General features: G+C 72.0%; 19 protein-coding genes. 17 read left to right on the forward strand and 2 right to left on the reverse strand.

All coding sequences use genetic code 11. The annotated features are described in order from the left end of the window. Positions 1–83 precede the first annotated feature (83 nt). The 9 genes from A37W_RS0101305 to kynU all read left to right on the forward strand — a co-directional run bounded on the left by A37W_RS0101305 (position 84) and on the right by kynU (position 8976). On the forward strand, positions 84–797 hold the full coding sequence (locus A37W_RS0101305) for a copper homeostasis protein CutC (RefSeq protein WP_018301219.1): 714 nt from the start codon (positions 84–86) through the stop codon (positions 795–797). Then, on the forward strand, positions 788–1936 hold the full coding sequence (locus A37W_RS0101310) for a Gfo/Idh/MocA family protein (protein ID WP_018301220.1): 1149 nt from the start codon (positions 788–790) through the stop codon (positions 1934–1936). Before A37W_RS0101305 ends, A37W_RS0101310 begins: the two co-directional genes overlap by 10 nt. After that, complete coding sequence (locus A37W_RS0101315; protein ID WP_018301221.1) at positions 1933–2880, forward strand: carbohydrate ABC transporter permease; 948 nt, start codon at positions 1933–1935, stop codon at positions 2878–2880. The genes A37W_RS0101310 and A37W_RS0101315 overlap by 4 nt, the downstream gene beginning before the upstream one ends. Beyond that, positions 2877–3719 carry a carbohydrate ABC transporter permease gene (locus A37W_RS0101320; RefSeq protein ID WP_018301222.1) on the forward strand — a complete coding sequence of 281 codons (843 nt, stop codon included), beginning with the start codon at positions 2877–2879 and terminating at the stop codon, positions 3717–3719. Before A37W_RS0101315 ends, A37W_RS0101320 begins: the two co-directional genes overlap by 4 nt. A 31-nt stretch (positions 3720–3750) precedes the next feature. Then, complete coding sequence (locus tag A37W_RS0101325) at positions 3751–4968, forward strand: extracellular solute-binding protein (protein ID WP_018301223.1); 1218 nt, start codon at positions 3751–3753, stop codon at positions 4966–4968. 103 nt (positions 4969–5071) lie between these two features. After that, a complete protein-coding gene (locus A37W_RS0101330) occupies positions 5072–6187 on the forward strand; it encodes an ABC transporter ATP-binding protein (RefSeq protein ID WP_018301224.1) in 1116 nt (371 codons plus the stop codon). Continuing rightward, a complete protein-coding gene (nagB, locus tag A37W_RS0101335) occupies positions 6187–6963 on the forward strand; it encodes a glucosamine-6-phosphate deaminase (RefSeq protein ID WP_018301225.1) in 777 nt (258 codons plus the stop codon). Before A37W_RS0101330 ends, nagB begins: the two co-directional genes overlap by 1 nt. A 37-nt stretch (positions 6964–7000) precedes the next feature. Beyond that, positions 7001–7795, forward strand: coding sequence for a hormone-sensitive lipase (locus A37W_RS0101340; RefSeq protein WP_018301226.1), 795 nt, complete (start codon positions 7001–7003; stop codon positions 7793–7795). After that, a complete protein-coding gene (gene kynU, locus A37W_RS0101345; RefSeq protein ID WP_026198223.1) occupies positions 7792–8976 on the forward strand; it encodes a kynureninase in 1185 nt (394 codons plus the stop codon). The genes A37W_RS0101340 and kynU overlap by 4 nt, the downstream gene beginning before the upstream one ends. On the opposite strand, the gene A37W_RS0101350 is transcribed toward kynU, so the two are convergent. Then, entirely contained in the window at positions 8973–9725 is a 753-nt protein-coding gene (locus A37W_RS0101350; RefSeq protein WP_018301228.1) for a sulfite exporter TauE/SafE family protein, read from the reverse strand. The genes kynU and A37W_RS0101350 overlap by 4 nt on opposite strands. 190 nt (positions 9726–9915) lie before the next feature. Here A37W_RS0101350 and A37W_RS0101355 point away from each other — a divergent pair, with 190 nt between their 5' ends. Further along, positions 9916–10779: an NAD(P)-dependent oxidoreductase gene (locus tag A37W_RS0101355; RefSeq protein WP_018301229.1), complete on the forward strand. Its 864-nt coding sequence runs from the start codon at positions 9916–9918 to the stop codon at positions 10777–10779. A 7-nt stretch (positions 10780–10786) separates the two neighbouring features. Here A37W_RS0101355 and A37W_RS20655 read toward each other — a convergent pair whose 3' ends face one another. After that, on the reverse strand, positions 10787–11275 hold the full coding sequence (locus A37W_RS20655; RefSeq protein WP_018301230.1) for a MarR family winged helix-turn-helix transcriptional regulator: 489 nt from the start codon (positions 11273–11275) through the stop codon (positions 10787–10789). Positions 11276–11411: 136 nt separating this feature from the next. On the opposite strand from A37W_RS20655, the gene A37W_RS0101365 reads away from it, so the two are divergent. From A37W_RS0101365 to A37W_RS20670, 7 genes are read left to right on the forward strand one after another with little or no spacing between them, the layout of a single operon-like run. Then, positions 11412–13106 carry an AMP-binding protein gene (locus tag A37W_RS0101365; protein ID WP_018301231.1) on the forward strand — a complete coding sequence of 565 codons (1695 nt, stop codon included), beginning with the start codon at positions 11412–11414 and terminating at the stop codon, positions 13104–13106. Then, on the forward strand, positions 13103–13912 hold the full coding sequence (locus tag A37W_RS0101370) for an enoyl-CoA hydratase/isomerase family protein (RefSeq protein WP_018301232.1): 810 nt from the start codon (positions 13103–13105) through the stop codon (positions 13910–13912). The genes A37W_RS0101365 and A37W_RS0101370 overlap by 4 nt, the downstream gene beginning before the upstream one ends. Then, on the forward strand, positions 13909–14808 hold the full coding sequence (locus A37W_RS20660; RefSeq protein WP_018301233.1) for an SDR family NAD(P)-dependent oxidoreductase: 900 nt from the start codon (positions 13909–13911) through the stop codon (positions 14806–14808). The genes A37W_RS0101370 and A37W_RS20660 overlap by 4 nt, the downstream gene beginning before the upstream one ends. A gap of 52 nt (positions 14809–14860) precedes the next feature. Then, positions 14861–15883 carry a TRAP transporter substrate-binding protein gene (locus tag A37W_RS0101380; protein ID WP_018301234.1) on the forward strand — a complete coding sequence of 341 codons (1023 nt, stop codon included), beginning with the start codon at positions 14861–14863 and terminating at the stop codon, positions 15881–15883. Positions 15884–15942: 59 nt separating this feature from the next. Further along, positions 15943–16452, forward strand: coding sequence for a TRAP transporter small permease (locus tag A37W_RS20665; RefSeq protein WP_018301235.1), 510 nt, complete (start codon positions 15943–15945; stop codon positions 16450–16452). Beyond that, complete coding sequence (locus tag A37W_RS0101390) at positions 16445–17740, forward strand: TRAP transporter large permease (RefSeq protein ID WP_018301236.1); 1296 nt, start codon at positions 16445–16447, stop codon at positions 17738–17740. Before A37W_RS20665 ends, A37W_RS0101390 begins: the two co-directional genes overlap by 8 nt. Positions 17741–17772: 32 nt before the next feature. Beyond that, a complete protein-coding gene (locus tag A37W_RS20670) occupies positions 17773–19308 on the forward strand; it encodes a tannase/feruloyl esterase family alpha/beta hydrolase (protein WP_018301237.1) in 1536 nt (511 codons plus the stop codon). Positions 19309–19327: the final 19 nt, after the last annotated feature.

Genomic DNA, 19327 nt, shown 5'->3' on the forward strand with positions numbered 1-19327 from the left:
TTTTTCTTGATTTCGAGCCGGCCCCGTGCCTCCATCGACGTCAAGAGTTGAGCCCGACGAAGCTCGGCCGCCGTGGGGGAAGTATGACTGCGCTCGAGATCTGTGTCGATACGCCCGAGGGGATCGCGACCGCCGCGACCGCCGGCGCCGACCGGATCGAACTGTGCGCGGCCCTCGGCCTCGGGGGCCTCACGCCTTCCGCCGGGCTGATCGCCGCCGCGCTCGCGGCGGAGGTGCCGGCGCACGCGATGGTGCGCCCGCGGGCGGGCGGCTTCGTCCTGAGCGAGGCGGATCTTCGGGCGATGCTGGCCGACGTCGAGGCGGCGCGCCGTGCGGGCCTCGCCGGCGTGGTGATCGGCGCCGCGCGCCCGGGCGGCACGCTCGACGCCGACGACCTGGCCCGCCTGCGCGAGGCGGCGGGGCCGATGGCGGTGACGCTGCACCGGGTGATCGACTTGACGCCGGACCCGTTGGAGGCGGTGGAGACGGCCGTGTCGCTCTGTCTCGACCGCATCCTCACCTCCGGTCAGGCTCCGACGGCGCCCGAAGGCGCGGAGTTGATCGCGGCGATGGTCGCGCAGGCGGCCGGCCGGATCGAGATCATGGCCGGCGGCGGCGTGACGCCAGCGAGCGCGCAGGCTCTGCTCGCGACCGGCGTCGATGCGCTGCACGCCTCGTGCGCGGTGGCGGCGGACGACGGTGCGCCGGGGATCGGCCTTCCGGCCTCGCGCCTGACCGACGCGGCGGCGATCCGCGCCCTCAGGGCGGCGATGACGGAGGTACGGGCATGCGCGTAGGGATCATCGGCCTCGGCCAGCGGATCGCCCACCTCGCCGGGCATTTCGCCAAGGCGGCGCCCGAGATGCAGTTCCTCGCCGTGTGCGACCCGTCCGACGTGCGCATGGGCCAGCTGACCGACCTCGGCGCCGAGCCGGCGACTTACGAGGACCCGGCCGAGATGCTGGCGGCGCACGAGTTCGACCTCCTCATGATCGGCTCGCCGAACCACCTGCACCTCGATCACCTGCGCCTCGCGCTGGAGTCCCCCGTGCCGCGCATCTTCGCCGAGAAGCCGGTCGTCATCTCCATCGACGAGACGATCGAGCTCGCCGGCCTCATCGCGCAGCACGACGGCGTCGCGCGGCTGATGGTCGGCATGGTCCTGCGCTACTCGCCGCTCTACCGCGCGCTGCGCGCCGCGCAGGCGGAGCACCTCGGCGAGATCATGTCGATCGAGGCGTCCGAGCACATCGCGCCCTACCACGGGAGCTTCTTCATGCGGGACTGGCGGCGGGAGACCTCCATCTCCGGCGGCTTCATGCTCGAGAAGTGCTGCCACGACCTCGACCTCTACCAGGGCGTCGCGGGCGCGCGGCCGGCCCGGGTGGCCAGCTTCGGCGGCCGCAAGAAGTATCTCGCCCAGCACCGCCCGGCGGGCGAGCCGCAGTACCTCGGCGTCATGGCGCCGCGCTGGGGCGGGATCAACGACGCCTTCTCGGGCGCGGGCGACATCGTGGACTACCAGACGGCGCTGGTGGAGTACGAGAACGGCGCCAACCTGTGCTTTCACACCAACCTCAACGTCCCCGACGAATTCCGCCGCTTCGCGGTGATCGGGCGCGACGGGATGGCCGAGGGCGACTTCATCCGCAACTTCTTCAAGGTCACGCTCAGCGACAGCGGGGAGACGGTGATCGACGAGGCGGAGGTGGTGAAGGACAGCTCGGGCGGCCATTACGGCGCGGACGGCGCCATGGCCGACGACATCGTCGCCTACATCAAGGGCGAGATGTCCGAGCTGCCGCTCGACGTGATCGACGCGCTGGAGGCGGGCGTGACGGCGCTCGCGATGGATCAGGCGCGGACCGAGGGGCGGGTGGTCGACCTCGCCGAGGTCTGGCAACGCTTCGACGCCGCGCTGGGGCGGACCCCGTGAGTCCGGTCGAGACCTCGCACCCGGCCTCGGCCGCCCCGGCGACCGCGGCGGCCGCGCCGGCGGTCGTCGCCGCGCCACGGCGGATCGACTGGTTTCCCTATCTGCTGCTGATCCCCGCCGCGCTCCTGACCCTCGTCATCGTCGCCTGGCCGCTGATCGAGACGTTCCGCCTGTCCTTCACCGACGCCTCGCTGCGCGGCGAGAGCTACGTCGGCGCCGAAAACTACGTCGAGATCTTCGAGGACGACTTCGCCGAGATCATGATCCGGACCTTCATCTGGATGTTCCTCGGCGTGACGCTGAAGATCGTCATGGGCGTGATCGGCGCGGTGCTGCTGAACGCGGCGCTGCCCGGCCGCGCCATCTTCCGCATCCTCGTCATGCCGCCCTGGATCGTGCCGATCGCGATCGGCGTCTTCATGTGGTCGTGGATGTACAACGGCCAGTTCGGGATGATCTCGGGCCTCGCCCAGCGGTTCGGCCTGATCGACGGCCCGTTCGAGTTCCTCGCCTACGGCACCTCCGCCTTCCTCGCCACCGTCGTCACCGACGTCTGGGTCGGCACGCCGCTGGTCGCCCTGTACCTGCTGGCCGCGATGCAGAGCATCCCGACCGAGCTCTACGAGGCCGCCTGGACCGACGGCGCCGGCCGCTTCTACCGCTTCCGCCGGATCACCCTGCCGCTGATCGCACCGTCGATCTTCACGGTGGCGCTCCTCTCCGCGATCTGGACGTTCAATTCCTTCGACATCATCTGGATCCTCACCGAGGGCGGGCCGCGCGGGTCCACCACCACGATGATCATCGACACCTACAAGACCGCGATCTCCCGCTTCCGCTTCGGCGAGGGCGCGGCGCGGGCGGTGATGATCCTGGTCTGCCTGACCGCGTTCGCGGGCGCATACCTCGCCCTGATGGCGCGCAGCCAGAGGGACGCGCGATGATCAACAAGTACACCCTGTGGGAGAAGGTCGGCCTCTACGCCGCGATCGCCGTCTTCCTGATCTTCATCCTCGCGCCCTTCGCCGAAGCCTTCATGGTCTCGCTGCGCCCGATCGAGAGCGTGTTCCGGGTGCCCTACCAGTTCTTCTCGGACGACATGACCTTCGCCGCCTACGTCGACATGTGGTCCGAGGTGCCGGGGCTGGCGCGCTACATCTTCAACTCGTTCTTCATCGCCTTCTGCGTGACGGTGCTGGCGCTGATCTGCATCATTCCGGCGGCCTACTCGTTCTCGCGCTTCGACTACCGCGGCCGCAACTCGCTGCTGACCGCGTTCCTCGCGATCAACATGGTCGGCGCCGCGGTCCTCATCATCCCGCTCTACAAGCTGATGTTCTCGCTCGGCCTGCTCAATTCCTACTGGTCGATGATCCTGCCCGGCGCGGCCTTCACCGTGCCGACGGGGATCTTCCTGATGCGCAGCTACTTCCTGCGTATCCCCAGGGAGCTGGAGGAAGCGGCCTACGTCGACGGGGCGGGGCGGGTCTACACCCTGTGGCGGGTGATCCTGCCGGTCGCGCTGCCGGGGATCGTCGTGGTCACGATCACCACCTTCATCACCGCCTACGCGCAGCAGTTCCTCTTCGCGCTGACCTTCAACGGCAAGGACGAGTTCCATCCGCTGACGGTCGGCCTGTACCAGTTCTTCGGCCGCGAACGAATCCTGTGGAACCAGGTCATGGCCGCAAGCCTGGTCGGCACCCTGCCGGTGCTGATCGTCTACGTCTTCCTTCAGAAGTACATCGTCGCCGGGCTGACCGCCGGCGCGGTGAAGGAATGACGATCCGGTCGCAAAAACAGGGAGTAGACACGTGAAACTCACGCATCTGATGATCGCCTCCACGGCGCTGGCGGGCTCTGCCACGCTCGCAGCCGCGCAGGAGACGATCGACATCATCAACTGCGGCGCGGGCGACGACGCTGCCGCCGAGGTGCAGCAGGCCGACATCGAGGAATGGATGGCCGCGAACGAGGGCTACGAGGTCACGGTCGAGTACGTGCCATGGGGCCAGTGCCAGGAGCGGGCAATCACGCTGGCCGCCGCCGGCGATCCGGCCGCGATCAGCTACATGGGCAGCCGCGTGCTCAAGCAGCTCGCCGGGTCGGGCCTGATCCGTCCCTTCGACCTGACCGAGGAAGAGGCGAACAGCTACGAGTCCTCCGTCCTGTCCACCGTCCAGTTCGACGGCCAGGTCTGGGGCCTGCCGCGCGCCTTCTCGACCAAGGCCCTCTACTGGAACAAGGGCCTGTTCGAAGAGGCCGGCCTCGACATGCCCGACGGCCCGCAGAGCTGGGACGACGTGATGACCGCCGCGCAGGCGATCACCGAGAACACCGACGCCGCCGGCATCGGCATCCCGGCCGCCGAGTTCGACAACACGATGCACGAGTTCCTGAACTGGCTCTACGCCAATGGGGGCGAGGTCATCGACGCCGACGGCAACGTCGTGTTCGACAGCCCGAACAACATCGAGACGCTGCAGTTCATGGCCGATCTCGCGCCCTACATGGAAGAGGGCCCGCTGGCCTACGACCGGGCCGAGCTGGAGCCGCTGTTCCGCGAGGGGCAGATCGCGATGTACACCAACGGCGGCTGGGGCCGCGCCGTGACCGGCGACGTCGACTACGGCATCGCCCCGATCCCCGGCGGCCCGTCGGGCGACGGCCCGTCGACGCTCCTCATCACCGACAGCCTCGTCGTGTTCGAGGGCTCGGGCGTCGAGGAGGCGGCGATGGATCTGGTCAAGTTCCTCACCGACACCGAGCGCCAGGCAGAGTTCGACGAGGGCGGCGGCTGGACCCCGATCCGCGCCACCGCGCGCTCTGACGAGCTGATGGCGAACGATCCCAGCTGGACCGTCTTCATCGAGGCGGTGCCGACCGGCGGGCCGGAGCCGTCGGTGGTCGACTACGTCGCCATGCAGGACGTGATGAACGCCGCGATCCAAGACGTCATCACCGGCGACGCCACCCCCGAGGAGGCCGCCGCCGAGGCGCAGGCCGAACTGGAAGAGCTGGCGGCCGAGTAAGGCCGCCCGGGCAGGGGCGCATCTTCGCCCCTGCCACCCCTCAGCGTACGCGGCCCGCCCTCGCCGGGGCCCGCCGCCCTCCTGCCGGACGAAGGACCCCGACATGGGACAGCTCAAGCTCTCGGGCGTGACCAAGCGCTTCGGCAAGGCCGAGGTGATCCACCCGACCGACCTGGTGATCGAGGAGGGCGAGTTCGTCGTCTTCGTCGGCCCCTCGGGCTGCGGCAAGTCCACCATGCTGCGGATGATCGCGGGGCTGGAGGAGATCAGCGCCGGCACGATCGAGATCGACGGCCGCGTCGTGAACAACCTCGCCCCGGTGGAGCGGGGCATCTCGATGGTGTTCCAGTCCTACGCCCTGTACCCGCACATGTCGGTCTACGAGAACATCGCCTTTCCGCTGCGCGTCGCCCGCACGCCCCAGGCCGAGGTCGAGACGCGGGTCCGCCGCGCCGCCGAGGTGCTGAAGCTGCAGGAGCGGCTGAAGCACCGCCCCGGCGCCCTGTCCGGCGGCCAGCGCCAGCGCGTCGCCATCGGCCGCGCGATCGTGCGCGAGCCGCAGGTCTTCCTGTTCGACGAGCCCCTGTCGAACCTCGACGCCGCGCTGCGCGCCGAGATGCGGGTGGAGCTGTCGCGCCTGCACGGCCAGCTGAAGAACACGATGATCTACGTCACCCACGACCAGATCGAGGCGATGACGATGGCCGACAAGATCGTCGTCCTGCGCGACGGCAACATCGAACAGGTCGGCACCCCGCTGGAGCTGTACCACAAGCCGCGCAACCGCTTCGTCGCCGGCTTCATCGGCAATCCAACGATGAACTTCCTGCCCGCAGAGGTGACCGCCGCCACGGGCGACAGCGTAACCGTCCGCGTCGCGGGCGGCCCCACCGTCACCGTCCCCGTGGAGCCGCAGGGCGTATCGGCCGGCGACCGCATCGAGATCGGCCTGCGCCCCGACGACCTGCATCCCGGCCGCGGCGGCGAGACGATCGAGCTGGTCCCCGACGTGGTCGAACGGCTCGGCAACCAGACCGTCGTCTATGCCGCGACCCGCGACGGCACGCCCGTCTGCATCATCGCCGGCGGGTCCGAGGACGTGCGTCCCGGCGTCGCCGTCGAGGCCGGGTTCGAGCCCGCCGACGCGCACCTGTTCCGCCGCGACGGCACCGCGCTCGGCCGGCCCGTCGACCTCGCGCGCCTCGCCGCACTCGCCTGATGCGCATCGTCATCTGCGACGACGCCGCCGCGGCCACGCGGACGGCGGTGGACCGGATCGCCGCGGCGCTCCGCGCGCGGCCCGCCTCCGTGCTCGGCCTCGCCACCGGCGGCACGATGGAGCCGGTCTACGAGGGGCTCATCGCCGCGCACCGGGACGGGCTGTCCTTCGCGCAGGCGGTCAGCTTCAACCTCGACGAATATGTCGGCCTGCCGCCCGGCCATCCGCAGAGCTACCGCAGCTACATGCAGCGGCACCTGTTCGACCACGTGGATATCGCGCCCGAGCGGACCTTCGTGCCCTCGGGCGAGGGCGACCCGCAGGCGGCCTCGGACGCCTACGAGGCCGCGCTGCGCGCGCACGGGCCGCTCGACCTGCAGCTGCTCGGCCTCGGCCATAACGGGCACATCGGCTTCAACGAGCCCGGCTCGTCCCTTGCCTCGCGGACGCGGGAGAAGTTGCTGACGCGCACCACGCGCGAGGCGAACGCCCGCTTCTTCAAGGAGGGCGAGACGCCGCCGCGCTCGGCCGTGACCATGGGGATCGGCACCATCCTCGAGGCGCGGTCGATCCTCGTCCTCGCCCTCGGGGCGGGCAAGGCGGCGGCGGTGCAGGGCACGGTCGAGGGGCCGGTGACGGCGATGTGCCCGGGCTCCGCCCTGCAGATGCACCCCGACGTGACGATGATCGTCGATTCCGCCGCCGCGGCGGACCTCTCGCTCGCCGACTTCTACCGCGAGGCCGAGGCGCTGCGCCGCTCCCGCGAGGGCGGCTGACGCTGGACAGCGCCGCCGCGGCGTGGTGGGTGGCCCCATGATCGACTGGACCGACGCCTTCGAGAACGGCGCCTACATCGCCGGCGCGGCGGACATCGTCGTCCGCTGGGCCGATGCCGCAAGCGACTTCCGCGACGCGCACCCGCCCGAGGTGCTGGCCTGGGGCGACCACCCGCGGCAGGCGGTGGACCTGTGGCGACCGGAGGGGGAGGCGCGCGGCCTCGCGGTGTTCCTCCACGGCGGCTACTGGAAGGCGTTCGACCGTACCGACTGGTCCCACCTCGCGGCCGGCGCGCTGGCCCGCGGCTGGGCGGTCGCGCTGCCGGGCTACCGGCTGGCGCCGGAGGTCCGGGTGAGCGAGATCGTCCACGACGCCGCGGCCGGCGTGCAGGCGGCCGCGGAGGCGGTGGGCGGGCCGATCCGCCTCGCCGGGCACTCCGCCGGCGGCCATCTCGTCCTGCGCCTCGCGGGCGCCGACGCACCCCTTGCCTCCGCCGTGCGCGAGCGGATCGGCCGCGTCGTCTCGATCAGCGGCGTCCACGACCTGCGGCCGCTCCGCCTCGCAGCGATGAACGAGGTCCTGCGTCTCGACGAAGCCGAGGCGGAGGCCGAGAGCGCCGTCCTGCGCCCGCCGCCGCCCGGGCCTGCGACCCTCTGGGTCGGCGCCGCCGAGCGGCCGGAGTTCCTGCGCCAGACCCGCGCCCTCGGCGAGGCGTGGGGCCGGGCGGGCGGCGACGTGCGCGAGGTCTACGACCCGGGCCGCAACCATTTCACCGTGGTCGACGCGCTCGCCGACCCGGGCTCCCCGCTGACGGAGGCGTGGCTGGCATGACTCTCCCCCGAAAGGACCTCTTCGTGCTGCCCGAGGGGGTGACCTACCTCGACGGCAACTCCCTCGGCCCGCTGCCGAAGACGGCCGCCGCGCGGCTGGCGCAGGCGGCGGAGGCGGAGTGGGGGCGGATGCTGATCCGCGGCTGGAACGACGCCGGATGGATGGCGCAGCCCGCCCGCCTCGGCGACGCGATCGGCCGGCTGATCGGTGCGCCGGAGGGCACGACGGTCGTCGGCGACACGCTGTCGATCAAGGTCTACCAGGCCCTCGCCGCCGCGCTGGAGCTGCGACCGGACCGGCGGGTGATCCTGTCGGACACCGGCAACTTCCCGACCGACCTCTACATGGCCGAGGGCCTGATCCGCAGCCTCGGGCAGGGGCACGAGCTGCGCCTCGTCGCGCCCGAGGCGGTGGCGGAGGCCATCGACGAGGACGTCGCGGTCCTGATGCTCACCGAGGTGGACTACCGCACCGGCCGCCGCCACGACATGCCCGCGCTGCTCGCCCGCGCCCACGAGGCCGGCGCGCTGACGATCTGGGACCTCGCCCATTCCGCCGGCGCCGTGCCGGTCGACGTGACCGCGGCGGAGGCCGACTTCGCCGTCGGCTGCACCTACAAGTACCTCAACGCCGGCCCCGGCGCCCCCGCCTTCATCCACGTCGCCCCGCGCCACGCCCATGTCACGCCGGCCCTGTCCGGCTGGCTCGGTCACGCCGCGCCCTTCGCGTTCGAGACCGGCTACCGCCCCGCCGGCGGGGCCGAGAGGATGCGCGTCGGCACGCCGCCGGTCCTGCAGATGGCCGCGCTGGAGGCGGCGCTGGAGGTCTGGGAGGACATCGACATGGGCGAGATCCGCGCCCGCTCCATCGGTCTGTCGGAGCGGTTCATCGCGGGCGTCGAGCGCGCGTGCCCCGACCTCGCCCTCGCCTCGCCGCGCGATCCGGCGCAGCGCGGCAGCCAGGTCTCCTTCGCCCACCCCGAGGGCTACGCGATCGTGCAGGCGCTGATCGCCCGGGGCGTGATCGGCGATTTCCGCGGGCCGGACATCCTGCGCTTCGGCATCACGCCGCTTTATCTCGACGAGGGCGACATCGACCGTGCGGTCTCCGTCCTGGCCGAGGTGATGGACGGCCGGCTCTGGGACGATCCCGCCTACCGCACCCGCCGCGCCGTCACCTAGAGTCCGCGCACGCCGCCCCAGATCAGCCTTGCGGCGAGGAGCAGCAGGACGACGTCCAGCGCCCGCCGGAAGCGGGCGTCGCTCATCCGGTTCAGCACCTGGCCCCCAGCCAGCGTACCGAGGAACCCCGCCGCGATCATCGCGGCCACGAGCCAGGCCCAGTCCGCGAAGGCGAAGCCGAGCAGGCCGAACGCGGCCGTCTTCACCCCGTGCTGCACGACCATCAGCCCCGCGTGGGTCGCGACGTGGCCGTGGCGGGGCAGGTGGTGGCTGCGGACGAAGGTGGCGACGAACGGCCCGGTCGCGCCGAAGAACATCGTCAGGAAGCTGGAGACGGCGCCCACGGTGAAGGGCCAGTCGCGGACCCCCTTCGGCGGGCGGCCGAGGACGCTCCATACGATGAACAGTCCGACGCCCAGCTGCACCGCCGCCGGCGGCAGGCTCACCGCGATCATCCCGCCCGCGCCCGCGCCGAGGATCGAGCCGGCGACGAAGGCCGGGAACATGGTCCAGACCACGTGCCGCAGCGTGACCACCGCCCGCCCGAGGTTGGAGCCGATCTGGATCACCCCGTGCGTCGGGATCAGCGCCGCTGGCGGCACCAGCGTCGCCATGATGGCGAGGAGGAACGCGCCGCCGCCGATGCCGAAGGCCACGGTGATGAAGGAGCCGGCGAAGCTGGCGCCGAGCAGCAGCGCGGCGGCGCCGGCGGCGAGGCCGTCGGGGAGGAAGGGGACGAGCCAGGTCACGCGCGCACCGCCACGGGTGCGGCGGGGCAGGAGCGCGTCCGGAGGGGCAGGGGGCTGGTCCGCATGGGCGACTCCAATTGTATGCCGTCGTATACCATGTTCGCGGCATAGCGCCAGAGCCCGCCCCGATGCTGGCGTTCAGGACGGGCCGGGCGTACTCGGGCGGGCACTGGCGGACGGAGGACCCACCATGAAACTTGCCTTCATCGGATTCGGCGAAGCCGGTCGTGCCTTTGCCAACAGCCTGCAACGTAGCGGGTCAACGGTGACGGCCGCCTACGACCTGAAGGACACGGACGAGATGGCGGAGGCGATGGCCTCCCGCGGCATCCGCCGGGCCGCCGCTCCGGCCGATGCGGTGCGGGACGCCGACTGGATCGTCTCCGCCGTGACCGCGGACCAGAGCCTCGCCGCCGCCGAGGGCGTCGCGCCGCACCTCGTCCGGGGCCAGGTCTTCGTCGACATCAATTCCGTTGCTCCGGGCCGCAAGCGGGCGACGGCGGCCCTCATCGAGGGGGCGGGCGCCCGCTACCTCGACATGGCGGTGATGGCGCCGGTCCATCCGCGCGGCCACGCGACGCCGGTCCTCATCGCCGGGCGCGAGGCGCAGGCGCTGCTGCCGGCGCTGCTCTCCGCCGGCTTCGCCGCGGACGTGGCGGGGGAGGCGCCCGGCGAGGCGACGGCGATCAAGATGGTCCGCTCGCTGTTCGTGAAGGGGCTGGAGGCGATCACGACCGAGGCGCTGATTGCCGCGTCGGCATCGGGCTGCCACGACCGCGTGCTGGCCTCGCTGTCGGAGAGCTATCCCGCCCTCGGGTGGCCCGACATCGCCGCCTACCAGGCCGAGCGGATGCTGAAGCACGGGGCCCGCCGCGCCGCCGAGATGCGCGAGAGCGCGGCGACGCTGGACGATCTGGGCCTCAACGGCGCCCTCGCGGCCGCCATCGCCGCCAGCCACGACGCGATGGGCGCGCTGCCGCTGGACGACCTGCCGGAGGGGCCGCTCGCCGAGGGCTTCGCCCGGCTCGCCGCGCTGCGGACCGGGCGCGGCTGACCGCGCCTCAGCGCAGGTTGGCGATGATCCGGTCCAGCGCGGCGACGAGCGTTGCCCGCGTCGCCGCGTCCAGCCCGTCCAGCGCGCGCGCCTCGCTCTCCGCCGCCAGCGCCCGCAGCTCCGCCGTCACCTGCCGGCCGCGATCGGTCAGCGTCACCGCCTTGGACCGCCGGTCGCCCTCAACCGCCTCGCGGGCGAGGATGCCGTCCGCCTCGAGCCGGTCGAGGATGGTCACGAGGCTGGAACGCTGCAGGCCCACCGCCTCGGCCAGCCGGCTCTGCGATTCGCCCGGATTGCCGTCGATCAGCGCCAGCAGGCCGAGGTACCGCGGCGCCGCGCCGTAGCCCGTCACCCGGTCCTCGAAACTGCGGTAGGACAGGATCTGCGCCAGCCGCAGGCGGTAGCCGACATCCTGCTCCAGCCCCGCCGGGACAAGCGGGGCGGCGGGCGGCGGGACATCGTCCGGCAGGACGGGCGCGGCGGCGGAGCGGGTCATCGCGTCTCCCCTTGACAGGTCGGCTTTCGAGGAGAATGTTCGTCGTCGAACAGTTCTTCATCGAACGTTACAGTTCGCCGAAGTCTGGCGGAGGCGGGACAGGCTGGCAAGCCGTACCGGGGACGAGGGAGGAGAGATGACGGGTTCTGCGGCCATCTGGTCCGCGGACGAGCCGGCCGGCGGCCTGCTCGACCTCGGCCTCGGCGCGATGCTGGACCGGCAGGCGGCCGCCCATGCCGATCGCCCGGCCGTCGTCGTCGAGGATGCCGCCCGCGGCCGGACGACCCGCTGGACCTATGCCGAGCTGAAGGACGCGGCCGACCGGCTCGCCCGGGGGCTGATCGGCTGGGGCGTGGGACATGGCGACCACGTCGCCGTCATGGCGCCCAACTGCGCCGAGTGGATCGCGCTGGAATACGCGCTCGCCAAGGTCGGGGCGGTGCTGGTGACGGTGAATCCGGGCCTGCGCGAGGACGAGATCGGCTACATCCTGGGGCAGGGGCGCATCTCGCACCTGCTCTTCGCGGCCGAGTTCCGGGGCTACGACCTTGCCGCCGCGCTGGGGCGGCTGATGCCGGACCTTGCCGACGCGACCGGCGGCGTCCGGACCGGCGACGCGCTGCCCGACCTGCGGCACCTGTCGCTGATCGGGCCGGGCGAGGCGCCCTTCGCGCTGCCCTTCGACGCTCTCGCCGGGCTGGGCGCGGACGTGACCGCCGACGCCCTGGCCGAGCGTCAGGCGCAGGTCGGCCCGGACGACATCGCGCAGATCCAGTACACCTCCGGCACCACGGGCCGGCCCAAGGGCGCGATGCTGCGCCACCGCTCGATCCTCAACAACGCCCGCCAGATGGGCCTGCGCGCCGGCCTCACGGCGGACGACGTGCTGCTGTCCGCGATGCCGCTGTTCCACACCGCCGGCTGCGTCTGCAACGCGCTGGGGATGCTGAACGTCGGCGGCTGCTTTGTCGCGATGGACGCGTTCGAGCCGGCCCTGATGCTGGAGCTGTGGGAGCGGCACGCGGCGACCGTCATCAACGCCGTGCCGACCATGTATGCCCGCATGCTCGACCATCCCGACTTCGCCCGCCGCCGCACCGGCAGCCTGCGCCTCGCCAACACCGGCGGAACCTCGATCCCGCCCAGCCTGATGCGGCGCCTGAAGGACGAGACGGGGGCCGAGCCGATGATCGTCATGGGCATGACCGAGTGCAGCCCGGTCATCACCCAGACCTCGCCTGAGGACGATTTCGAGACCCGCATCTCCACCGCCGGCACGCCGCTGCCGGGGACGGAGGTGCGCATCCTCGACCCCGAGACCGGCGCGCCGGTGCCGTTCGGCGCCGAGGGCGAACTGTGCATCCGCGGCTACCTACTGACCGCGGGCTACTTCGACATGCCCGAGAAGACCGCCGAGGCGATCGACGAAGACGGCTGGCTGCATTCCGGCGACCTCGCCGTGCTGGACGAGGGTGGGCACCTGCGCATCGTCGGCCGGCTGAAGGACATGCTGATCCGCGGCGGCGAGAACGTCTATCCGGTCGAGATCGAGGACTGCCTGCTGACCCACCCAGACGTCAGTCAGGCGCAGGTCGTCGGCGCGCCCGACCCGGACCTCGGCGAGGAGGTCTACGCCTTCGTCCTCCTCCGCGACGGCGCCACCGCCACGCCCGAGGCCCTGCGCGACCACGTCCGCGTCCGCCTCGCCCGGCACAAGCTGCCGAAGTGGGTGGAGGTGGTGGACGGCTTCCCGATGACCTCAAACGGCAAGATCCGGAAGGTGGAGCTGCGCGAGATCGCGGCCGTCCGGGTGCGGGAGGGCGCGGCATGAGCCTGCCCCTCCTCTACGACAAGCACGGCGAGATCGCCGTCATCACGTTGAACCGCCCCGAGTCGCGCAACGCGATCTCGCCCGAGGTCGCCTGCCGCCTCGCCGACGCCTTCGCCGACTTCGCCGCCGACGACGCGCTGCGGGTCGCGATCCTGACGGGGGCGGGGGACCGCGCCTTCTGCTCGGGCGGGGACCTGGCGCTGACGTTGCCGCTGATGACCGGCGCGCGGACGCCCGAGACGGAGTGGGACCGGCGCCTGCTGGCCGAGCCAGAGGTGATGGCGCGCTCGGCGCTGCGCGATTTCGAACTGAACAAGCCGATCATCGCCGCGGTGAACGGCGCCTGCATGGCCGGCGGGATGGAGACGGTGCTGGCCACCGACATCCGCCTCGCCGCCGCGCACGCGACCTTTGCCCTGCCCGAGGCGAAGCGGGCGGTGATCCCCTTCGCCGGATCGCTGGTCCGGCTGCCGCGGCAGATCCACCATTGCGTCGCGATGGAGATGCTGCTGACCGGCGACGCGCTGGACGCCGAGGCGGCGCGCGAGGCGGGGCTGATCAACCGCGTGGTGCCGGCCGAGCAGCTGATGGACCGCTCCTGGGACATCGCCCGGCGCATCGCCGCGAACGGGCCGGTCGCGGTGCAGCAGATCAAGCGCACGGTGCTGGCCTCGTCGGGGCGGACGCTGGCCGAGGGGTACGCGCTGGAGGACCAGGCCAAGGCGACGGTCATGGCGACGGACGACGCCCGCGAGGGGCCGCGCGCCTTCATGGAGAAGCGCCCCGCGCGCTTCGTCGGCCGATGAGCGGCGTGCTGGACGGGCAGGTGGCGATCGTCACCGGCGCCGGGCGCGGCATCGGCCGGGCGGTGGCGCTCGCGATGGCGGGCGCCGGGGCGGCGGTCGTGGTGAACGACGTCGAGGCCCAGGTTGCCGAGGCGGTCGCGGACGAGATCCGCGCCGCCGGCGGCCGGGCCGGGACGGTGGTCGCGCCCATCGGCCCGACCGAGGGGGCGGAGGCCTGCGTCGCGAAGGCGATCGAGGCCTTCGGCCGGCTCGACACGATGGTCGCGAATGCCGGCGTCCTGCGCGACAGCGTGCTGTGGAAGACCGAGGACGAGGCGTTCGACCTCGTCGTCCAGACCCACCTGCGCGGCGCCTTCACCTGCGGCCGCGCCGCCGCCCGCCACTTTCGCGCTGCCGGTCAGGGCGGGCGCATCCTGCTGGTGGGCAGCCCCGCCGGGCAGCGCGGCAATTTCGGCCAGACCGCCTATGCCGCCGCCAAGGCCGGCGTCGCCGCAATGGCCCGCACATGGTCGATGGAGCTGTCCCGCGCGAACGTCACGGTCAACGCCGTCATCCCCACCGCGCTGACGCGCATGGTCGCCAGCATTCCCGGCCTCAAGGACGCCGTCGCCGCGTCGGAGCGGGGCGAGCCGGTGCCGGACCGCCTGCGCAAGGCCGGCCTCGGCACGCCCGGGGACGTCGCGCCGCTCTTCGTCTTTCTCGCCTCCGCCGCTGCGGCCGGCATCACCGGCCAGTGCATCGGCATCGGCGGCGACCGGCTCGCGATCTGGTCGCACCCCGACGAGGCGACGATGCGCCTCCAGCCCGGCGGCTGGAGCGAGGCGCAGATCCGCGCGCGCTGGGAGGAGTTCGCCCGCGACCATATCCAATCCGTGGGGCTGGAGCTGCCGCTCTGACCCCTGCTTACCAAGGCCGGGCAGGGTCCCGGCGTCCAAGGGAGGACCACGAATGACCAAAACCACCATCCGCCTCGCCGCCGCGAGCGCGCTGGCGCTGACCGCCGCGGGCGCCAGCGCCGACGTGAACCTGCGCCTGTCGTCCTGGGTGCCGGCGCAGCACGCGCTGCAGACCACCGGCTTCGAGCCCTGGCTCGCCTCGATCGAGGAGGCCTCGGGCGGCACCATCACCTCGACGATCTTCCCGGCGCAGCAGCTGGGCTCCGCGCTCGACCATTACGACATGGCCCGCGACGGGATCGCCGACATCACCTATGTGAACCCCGGCTACCAGCCCGGCCGCTTTCCGGTGATCGCCCTCGGCGAGACGCCGTTCCACGTCGCGGATGCTGCCGAAGGGTCGGCCGCGTTCGACCGCTGGTACCGCGAGTATGCCGCGCAGGAGATGCCCGACATCCACTTCTGCATGGCCTTCCTGCACGATCCGGGCACGCTGCACACCACGACCGAGGTGCTGCTGCCCTCCGATCTCGAAGGCATGACGATCCGCCCCGGCAACGCCACGATGGGGCGGATGCTGAACCTCCTCGGCGCCGCGTCGGTGCAGGTGCCGGCGCCCGAGGCGCGCGAGGTGATCGCCCGCGGCGCGGCCGAGGGGCTGACCTTCCCGTGGGATTCGGTCTGGCTGTTCGGCATCGACAGCGAGACGAAATTTCACCTGGACATGGACCTTTACGCGACGACCTTCGTCCTCGCCATGAACCAGGCGACCTACGACGGCATGACGCCGGAGGAGCAGGCGGTGATGGACGAGCACTGCACGTCCGAGTGGGCCGGCCGGCTCGCCGCCGGCTGGGCCGAGCAGGAGGCCTCGGGCCGCGACAAGGCGCTCGCCGACGACACGCACGTCGTCCACGAGCCGACCGCGGACGAGATGGCCGCCTGGCGCGAGGCGACGGCGCCGCTGCTGGACGAGTGGCGGACCGAGGTCAACGACGCCGGCTACGACGCCGACGCGATCTACCAGCGCTTCACCGACGAGATGTCGGCGGCGGACGCGCTGGTGCAGCAGTAAGCGACACGCGGGCCGGGGGCGCCGTCCCGGCCCGTGCTCCTCCCCCCGGAGTGCCCTCGATGAAACGCCTGCTGGACGGCGCCGCCACGGCGGTCGAGACGCTGGCCGCGCTCTGCCTCGCGGTGGTGACGCTGACCGTCTTCGTCTCGGCCATCGGCCGCTACCTGTTCGCCGCGCCGATCCCGGACGCGTTCGACGTCTCGCGCCTGCTCCTCGGCCTCGCCATCGCCTGGGGCTTCGCCGTCCTCGGCTTCCGCGGCGGGCACATCTGCGTCGACCTGCTGGCCGAGGCGCTGCCGCCCGCCGCCCGCCGCTGGGTGGAGGCGCTGGCGCAGGCGGTGCTGCTGGTCTTTACGATCCTGCTGGCCTGGAAGGTCTTCGGCCGGGTCGAGAGCGCCTATGCCTCGGGCGAATCCACCTTCGACCTGCGCCTGCCGGTCTGGCCGCTGATCGCGGGCATCTGGGCCGGCCTCGCCGCCGCGGTCCTGACCACGGCCGCGGGGCTGGTCGTGCTGCTGACCGGCGGGCGGCTCGAGGGGCTCGCGCCGCAGGACGACGTCCATGAGTGAGGCCGATCTCGTCGCCCTCGTCGGCTTCCTCGCGCTCTTCGGCATGATGGCGGTGCGGGTGCCCGTCGGCATCGCGATGGGCCTCGTCGGCGTCGGCGGCTTCGCCGCGATCGCGGGGTGGGGGCCGGCGCTGAACCAGCTGGCGATCTCGCCGCTCCGGACGGTGACCGACTACAATACCTCGCTGATCCCGATGTTCGTGCTGATGGGCGTCTTCGCCACCCGCACCGGGATCTCGTCCGAACTGTTCCGCGCCGGACAGGCCTGGATGGGCCACCACAAGGGCGGCCTCGCCCTCGCCACCATCTCGGCCTGCGCCGGCTTCGCCGCGATCTCGGGCTCGTCGGTCGCCACCGCCGCGACGATGAGCAAGGTCGCGCTGCCCGAGATGAAGCGCGCCGGCTACTCCGACCGCCTCGCCACCGGCACCATCGCCGGCGGCGGCACGCTCGGCATCCTGATCCCGCCGTCGGTCGTCCTCGCCGTCTACGCCTACATCACCGAGCAGGACGTGGGGCAGCTCTTCATCGCCGGCGTGGTCCCGGGGCTGCTGGCCATCGTGATGTACATGCTCACCGTGCGCTTCGGCTTCGGGCGAGAGCTGCCGCGGGGCGAGCGCACGGACTGGGCCGGGCGCTGGCGCTCCCTCGCCGGGATCTGGGCCGTCGCCCTGCTGTTCGTCGCGATCATCGGCGGCATCTATCTCGGCGTCGTCACTCCGACCGAGGCCGCCGGGGCCGGTGCCGTCCTCACGGCCCTCATCGGCGTCCTGCGCGGGCGCCTCGGCTGGCGGGCGATGCGCGAGAGCCTCGTCGAGGCGCTGCGCACCTCGGTCGCGATCTACACGATCCTCATCGGCGCGATGCTGTTCGGCTACTTCCTCGCCATCACCCAGACGCCGCAGAAGATCACCGCATGGCTCGCCGCCCTCGACCTCGGCGCCTATCCGACGCTGGCGCTGATCCTGGTCTTCTTCCTGCTGATGGGCTGCATCCTCGACGCGATGGCGATGATCATCCTGCTGGTGCCCATCGTGTTCCCGGTGATCCAGCAGCTGGGGTTCGACCCGATCTGGTTCGGCATCATCGTGGTGATGACGGTGGAGCTGGGCCTCATCACGCCGCCCATCGGGATGAACGTCTTCGTCATCAACGCCATCGCCCGCGAGACGTCGCTGCTGACGATCTTCCGCGGCGTCCTGCCCTTCGTGGCGGTCGACATCCTGCGGCTCGTGATCCTGGTCGCGCTGCCCGCCATCGTCCTGTGGCTGCCCCGGACCATGGGGTGAGCCGGCAACCGTCTTCGAGGAGGAGAGACGACATGCTGACACGGATCCTGTTGAGTACCGCCTGCCTGCTGCCGTTCGCGGCACACGCGCAGAGCCCGAACGAGGACGCCGCGATCACCGGCACCGGCGACTGCGCCGCGCTGCTGGGCGTCGCCGCGTTCGACACCATCGTCAGCCGGGCGGAGGAGGTGACCGAGGCCGGCACGTCCTTCTGCCTGGTGCAGGGCGTGATCGAGCCCAGGATCGGCGCCGGCGGGCGCAGCTACGGCACCGGGTTCGAGCTGCGGCTGCCGGCCGACTGGAACGGCCGGTTCCTGTTCCAGGGCGGCGGCGGCTGGGACGGCGCGGTGCAGCCGGCGGTCGGCGTGATCGACCGGACGAACCCGGACGACACGGCCCTGTCGCGCGGCTTCGCGGTTGCGAGCACGGACGCCGGGCATTCCGGCGACAGCCCCACGGACGGCTGGTACGGGATCGACATGAAGGCGCGGGCCGACAACGGCTTCAACTCGGTCCGGCTGGTGACGGAGCGGACGGCGGATCTGATGGCGCGGTTCTACGGGACGGACCCGCGCCATTCCTACTTCATGGGCTGCTCCAACGGCGGGCGGCAGGGCATGGTCTCGGCCGTGCGGCTGCCCGAGGCGTTCGACGGCGTGCTCTCCGGGGCGCCCGCGCTCGACCTCACGCCCGCGATCATCGCCTGGAACTGGAACACCCGCGCGCTGATCGACGCGGCGGAGGACGGCGCGCCCGCCAGCGCGTTCACTGACGAGGAGCTGGCGATGGTTTCCGAGGCCGCGGTCGCCGCCTGCGACGCGGCGGACGGCGCCGAGGACGGGCTGGTCTTCGACACGTCCTGCACCTTCGAGCCGGCGACCCTGCAGTGCGAGGCGGGCCAGACGGACGGCTGTCTGAGCGAGGCGCAGGTGACGGCGCTGGAGAAGATCCAGGCCGGGCCGTCGGGGGCGGACGGCGAGGTGCTCTACACCGGCTGGCCGCTCGCCGATATCGAGGGGCCGTCCGGCTGGCGCGCCTGGATCCTCGGACGCGCGCCGGCCGGGGCGGCGTCGGACGCCGTCGGCTTCAGCTTCTCCCAGGGCTGGATGCGGACAGTCGGCTCCACCCCGCCGCGGCCGGACTTCGACGCGATGACGTTCGACATCGACGACCGCGACTGGCTGCTGGCGAACGAGCCGGTCTTCGCCGCCACCTCCACCGACTACCAGGCCTTCGCCGACAACGGCGGCAAGGTGATCTGGTGGCACGGCACCGCGGACCCCGCCTTCTCGGTCCGCGACTTCACCGGCTGGCTGGAGGGCTTCCGCGCGGCGAACGGCCGCGACTTCTCCCGCGCCTACCTGGTGCCGGGCATGCACCATTGCGGCGGCGGGCCGGGCCTGCAGAGCTTCGACGGGCTGACGCCGCTGGTGGAGTGGGTCGAGAACGGCACGCCGCCGGACGCGCTGACCGCCTCGATGCCCGACGGCTCGCTGGAGCGGCCGCTGTGCGACTACCCGGCCCACGCGGTGCCGGAGGGCGACGGCTTCACCTGCTCGGAGGGTTGAGCCATCGCGGGTCCGGGCA

Origin of the sequence: Wenxinia marina DSM 24838 (assembly GCF_000379485.1) — a bacterium.
GTDB classification, from domain to species: domain Bacteria; phylum Pseudomonadota; class Alphaproteobacteria; order Rhodobacterales; family Rhodobacteraceae; genus Wenxinia; species Wenxinia marina.

Excerpts from the sequence above, each read along its gene's own strand:
- A37W_RS0101305 (WP_018301219.1), top strand. The coding sequence starts at position 84 with ATGACTGCGCTCGAGATCTGTGTCGATACGCCCGAGGGGATCGCGACC.
- kynU (WP_026198223.1), top strand. The coding sequence starts at position 7,792 with ATGACTCTCCCCCGAAAGGACCTCTTCGTGCTGCCCGAGGGGGTGACC.
- nagB (WP_018301225.1), top strand. The coding sequence starts at position 6,187 with ATGCGCATCGTCATCTGCGACGACGCCGCCGCGGCCACGCGGACGGCG.
- A37W_RS20665 (WP_018301235.1), top strand. The coding sequence starts at position 15,943 with ATGAAACGCCTGCTGGACGGCGCCGCCACGGCGGTCGAGACGCTGGCC.
- A37W_RS0101340 (WP_018301226.1), top strand. The coding sequence starts at position 7,001 with ATGATCGACTGGACCGACGCCTTCGAGAACGGCGCCTACATCGCCGGC.
- A37W_RS20660 (WP_018301233.1), top strand. The coding sequence starts at position 13,909 with ATGAGCGGCGTGCTGGACGGGCAGGTGGCGATCGTCACCGGCGCCGGG.
- A37W_RS0101320 (WP_018301222.1), top strand. The coding sequence starts at position 2,877 with ATGATCAACAAGTACACCCTGTGGGAGAAGGTCGGCCTCTACGCCGCG.
- A37W_RS0101310 (WP_018301220.1), top strand. The coding sequence starts at position 788 with ATGCGCGTAGGGATCATCGGCCTCGGCCAGCGGATCGCCCACCTCGCC.
- A37W_RS0101330 (WP_018301224.1), top strand. The coding sequence starts at position 5,072 with ATGGGACAGCTCAAGCTCTCGGGCGTGACCAAGCGCTTCGGCAAGGCC.
- A37W_RS0101390 (WP_018301236.1), top strand. The coding sequence starts at position 16,445 with ATGAGTGAGGCCGATCTCGTCGCCCTCGTCGGCTTCCTCGCGCTCTTC.
- A37W_RS0101370 (WP_018301232.1), top strand. The coding sequence starts at position 13,103 with ATGAGCCTGCCCCTCCTCTACGACAAGCACGGCGAGATCGCCGTCATC.
- A37W_RS20670 (WP_018301237.1), top strand. The coding sequence starts at position 17,773 with ATGCTGACACGGATCCTGTTGAGTACCGCCTGCCTGCTGCCGTTCGCG.
- A37W_RS0101380 (WP_018301234.1), top strand. The coding sequence starts at position 14,861 with ATGACCAAAACCACCATCCGCCTCGCCGCCGCGAGCGCGCTGGCGCTG.
- A37W_RS20655 (WP_018301230.1), bottom strand. The coding sequence starts at position 11,275 with ATGACCCGCTCCGCCGCCGCGCCCGTCCTGCCGGACGATGTCCCGCCG.
- A37W_RS0101365 (WP_018301231.1), top strand. The coding sequence starts at position 11,412 with ATGACGGGTTCTGCGGCCATCTGGTCCGCGGACGAGCCGGCCGGCGGC.
- A37W_RS0101355 (WP_018301229.1), top strand. The coding sequence starts at position 9,916 with ATGAAACTTGCCTTCATCGGATTCGGCGAAGCCGGTCGTGCCTTTGCC.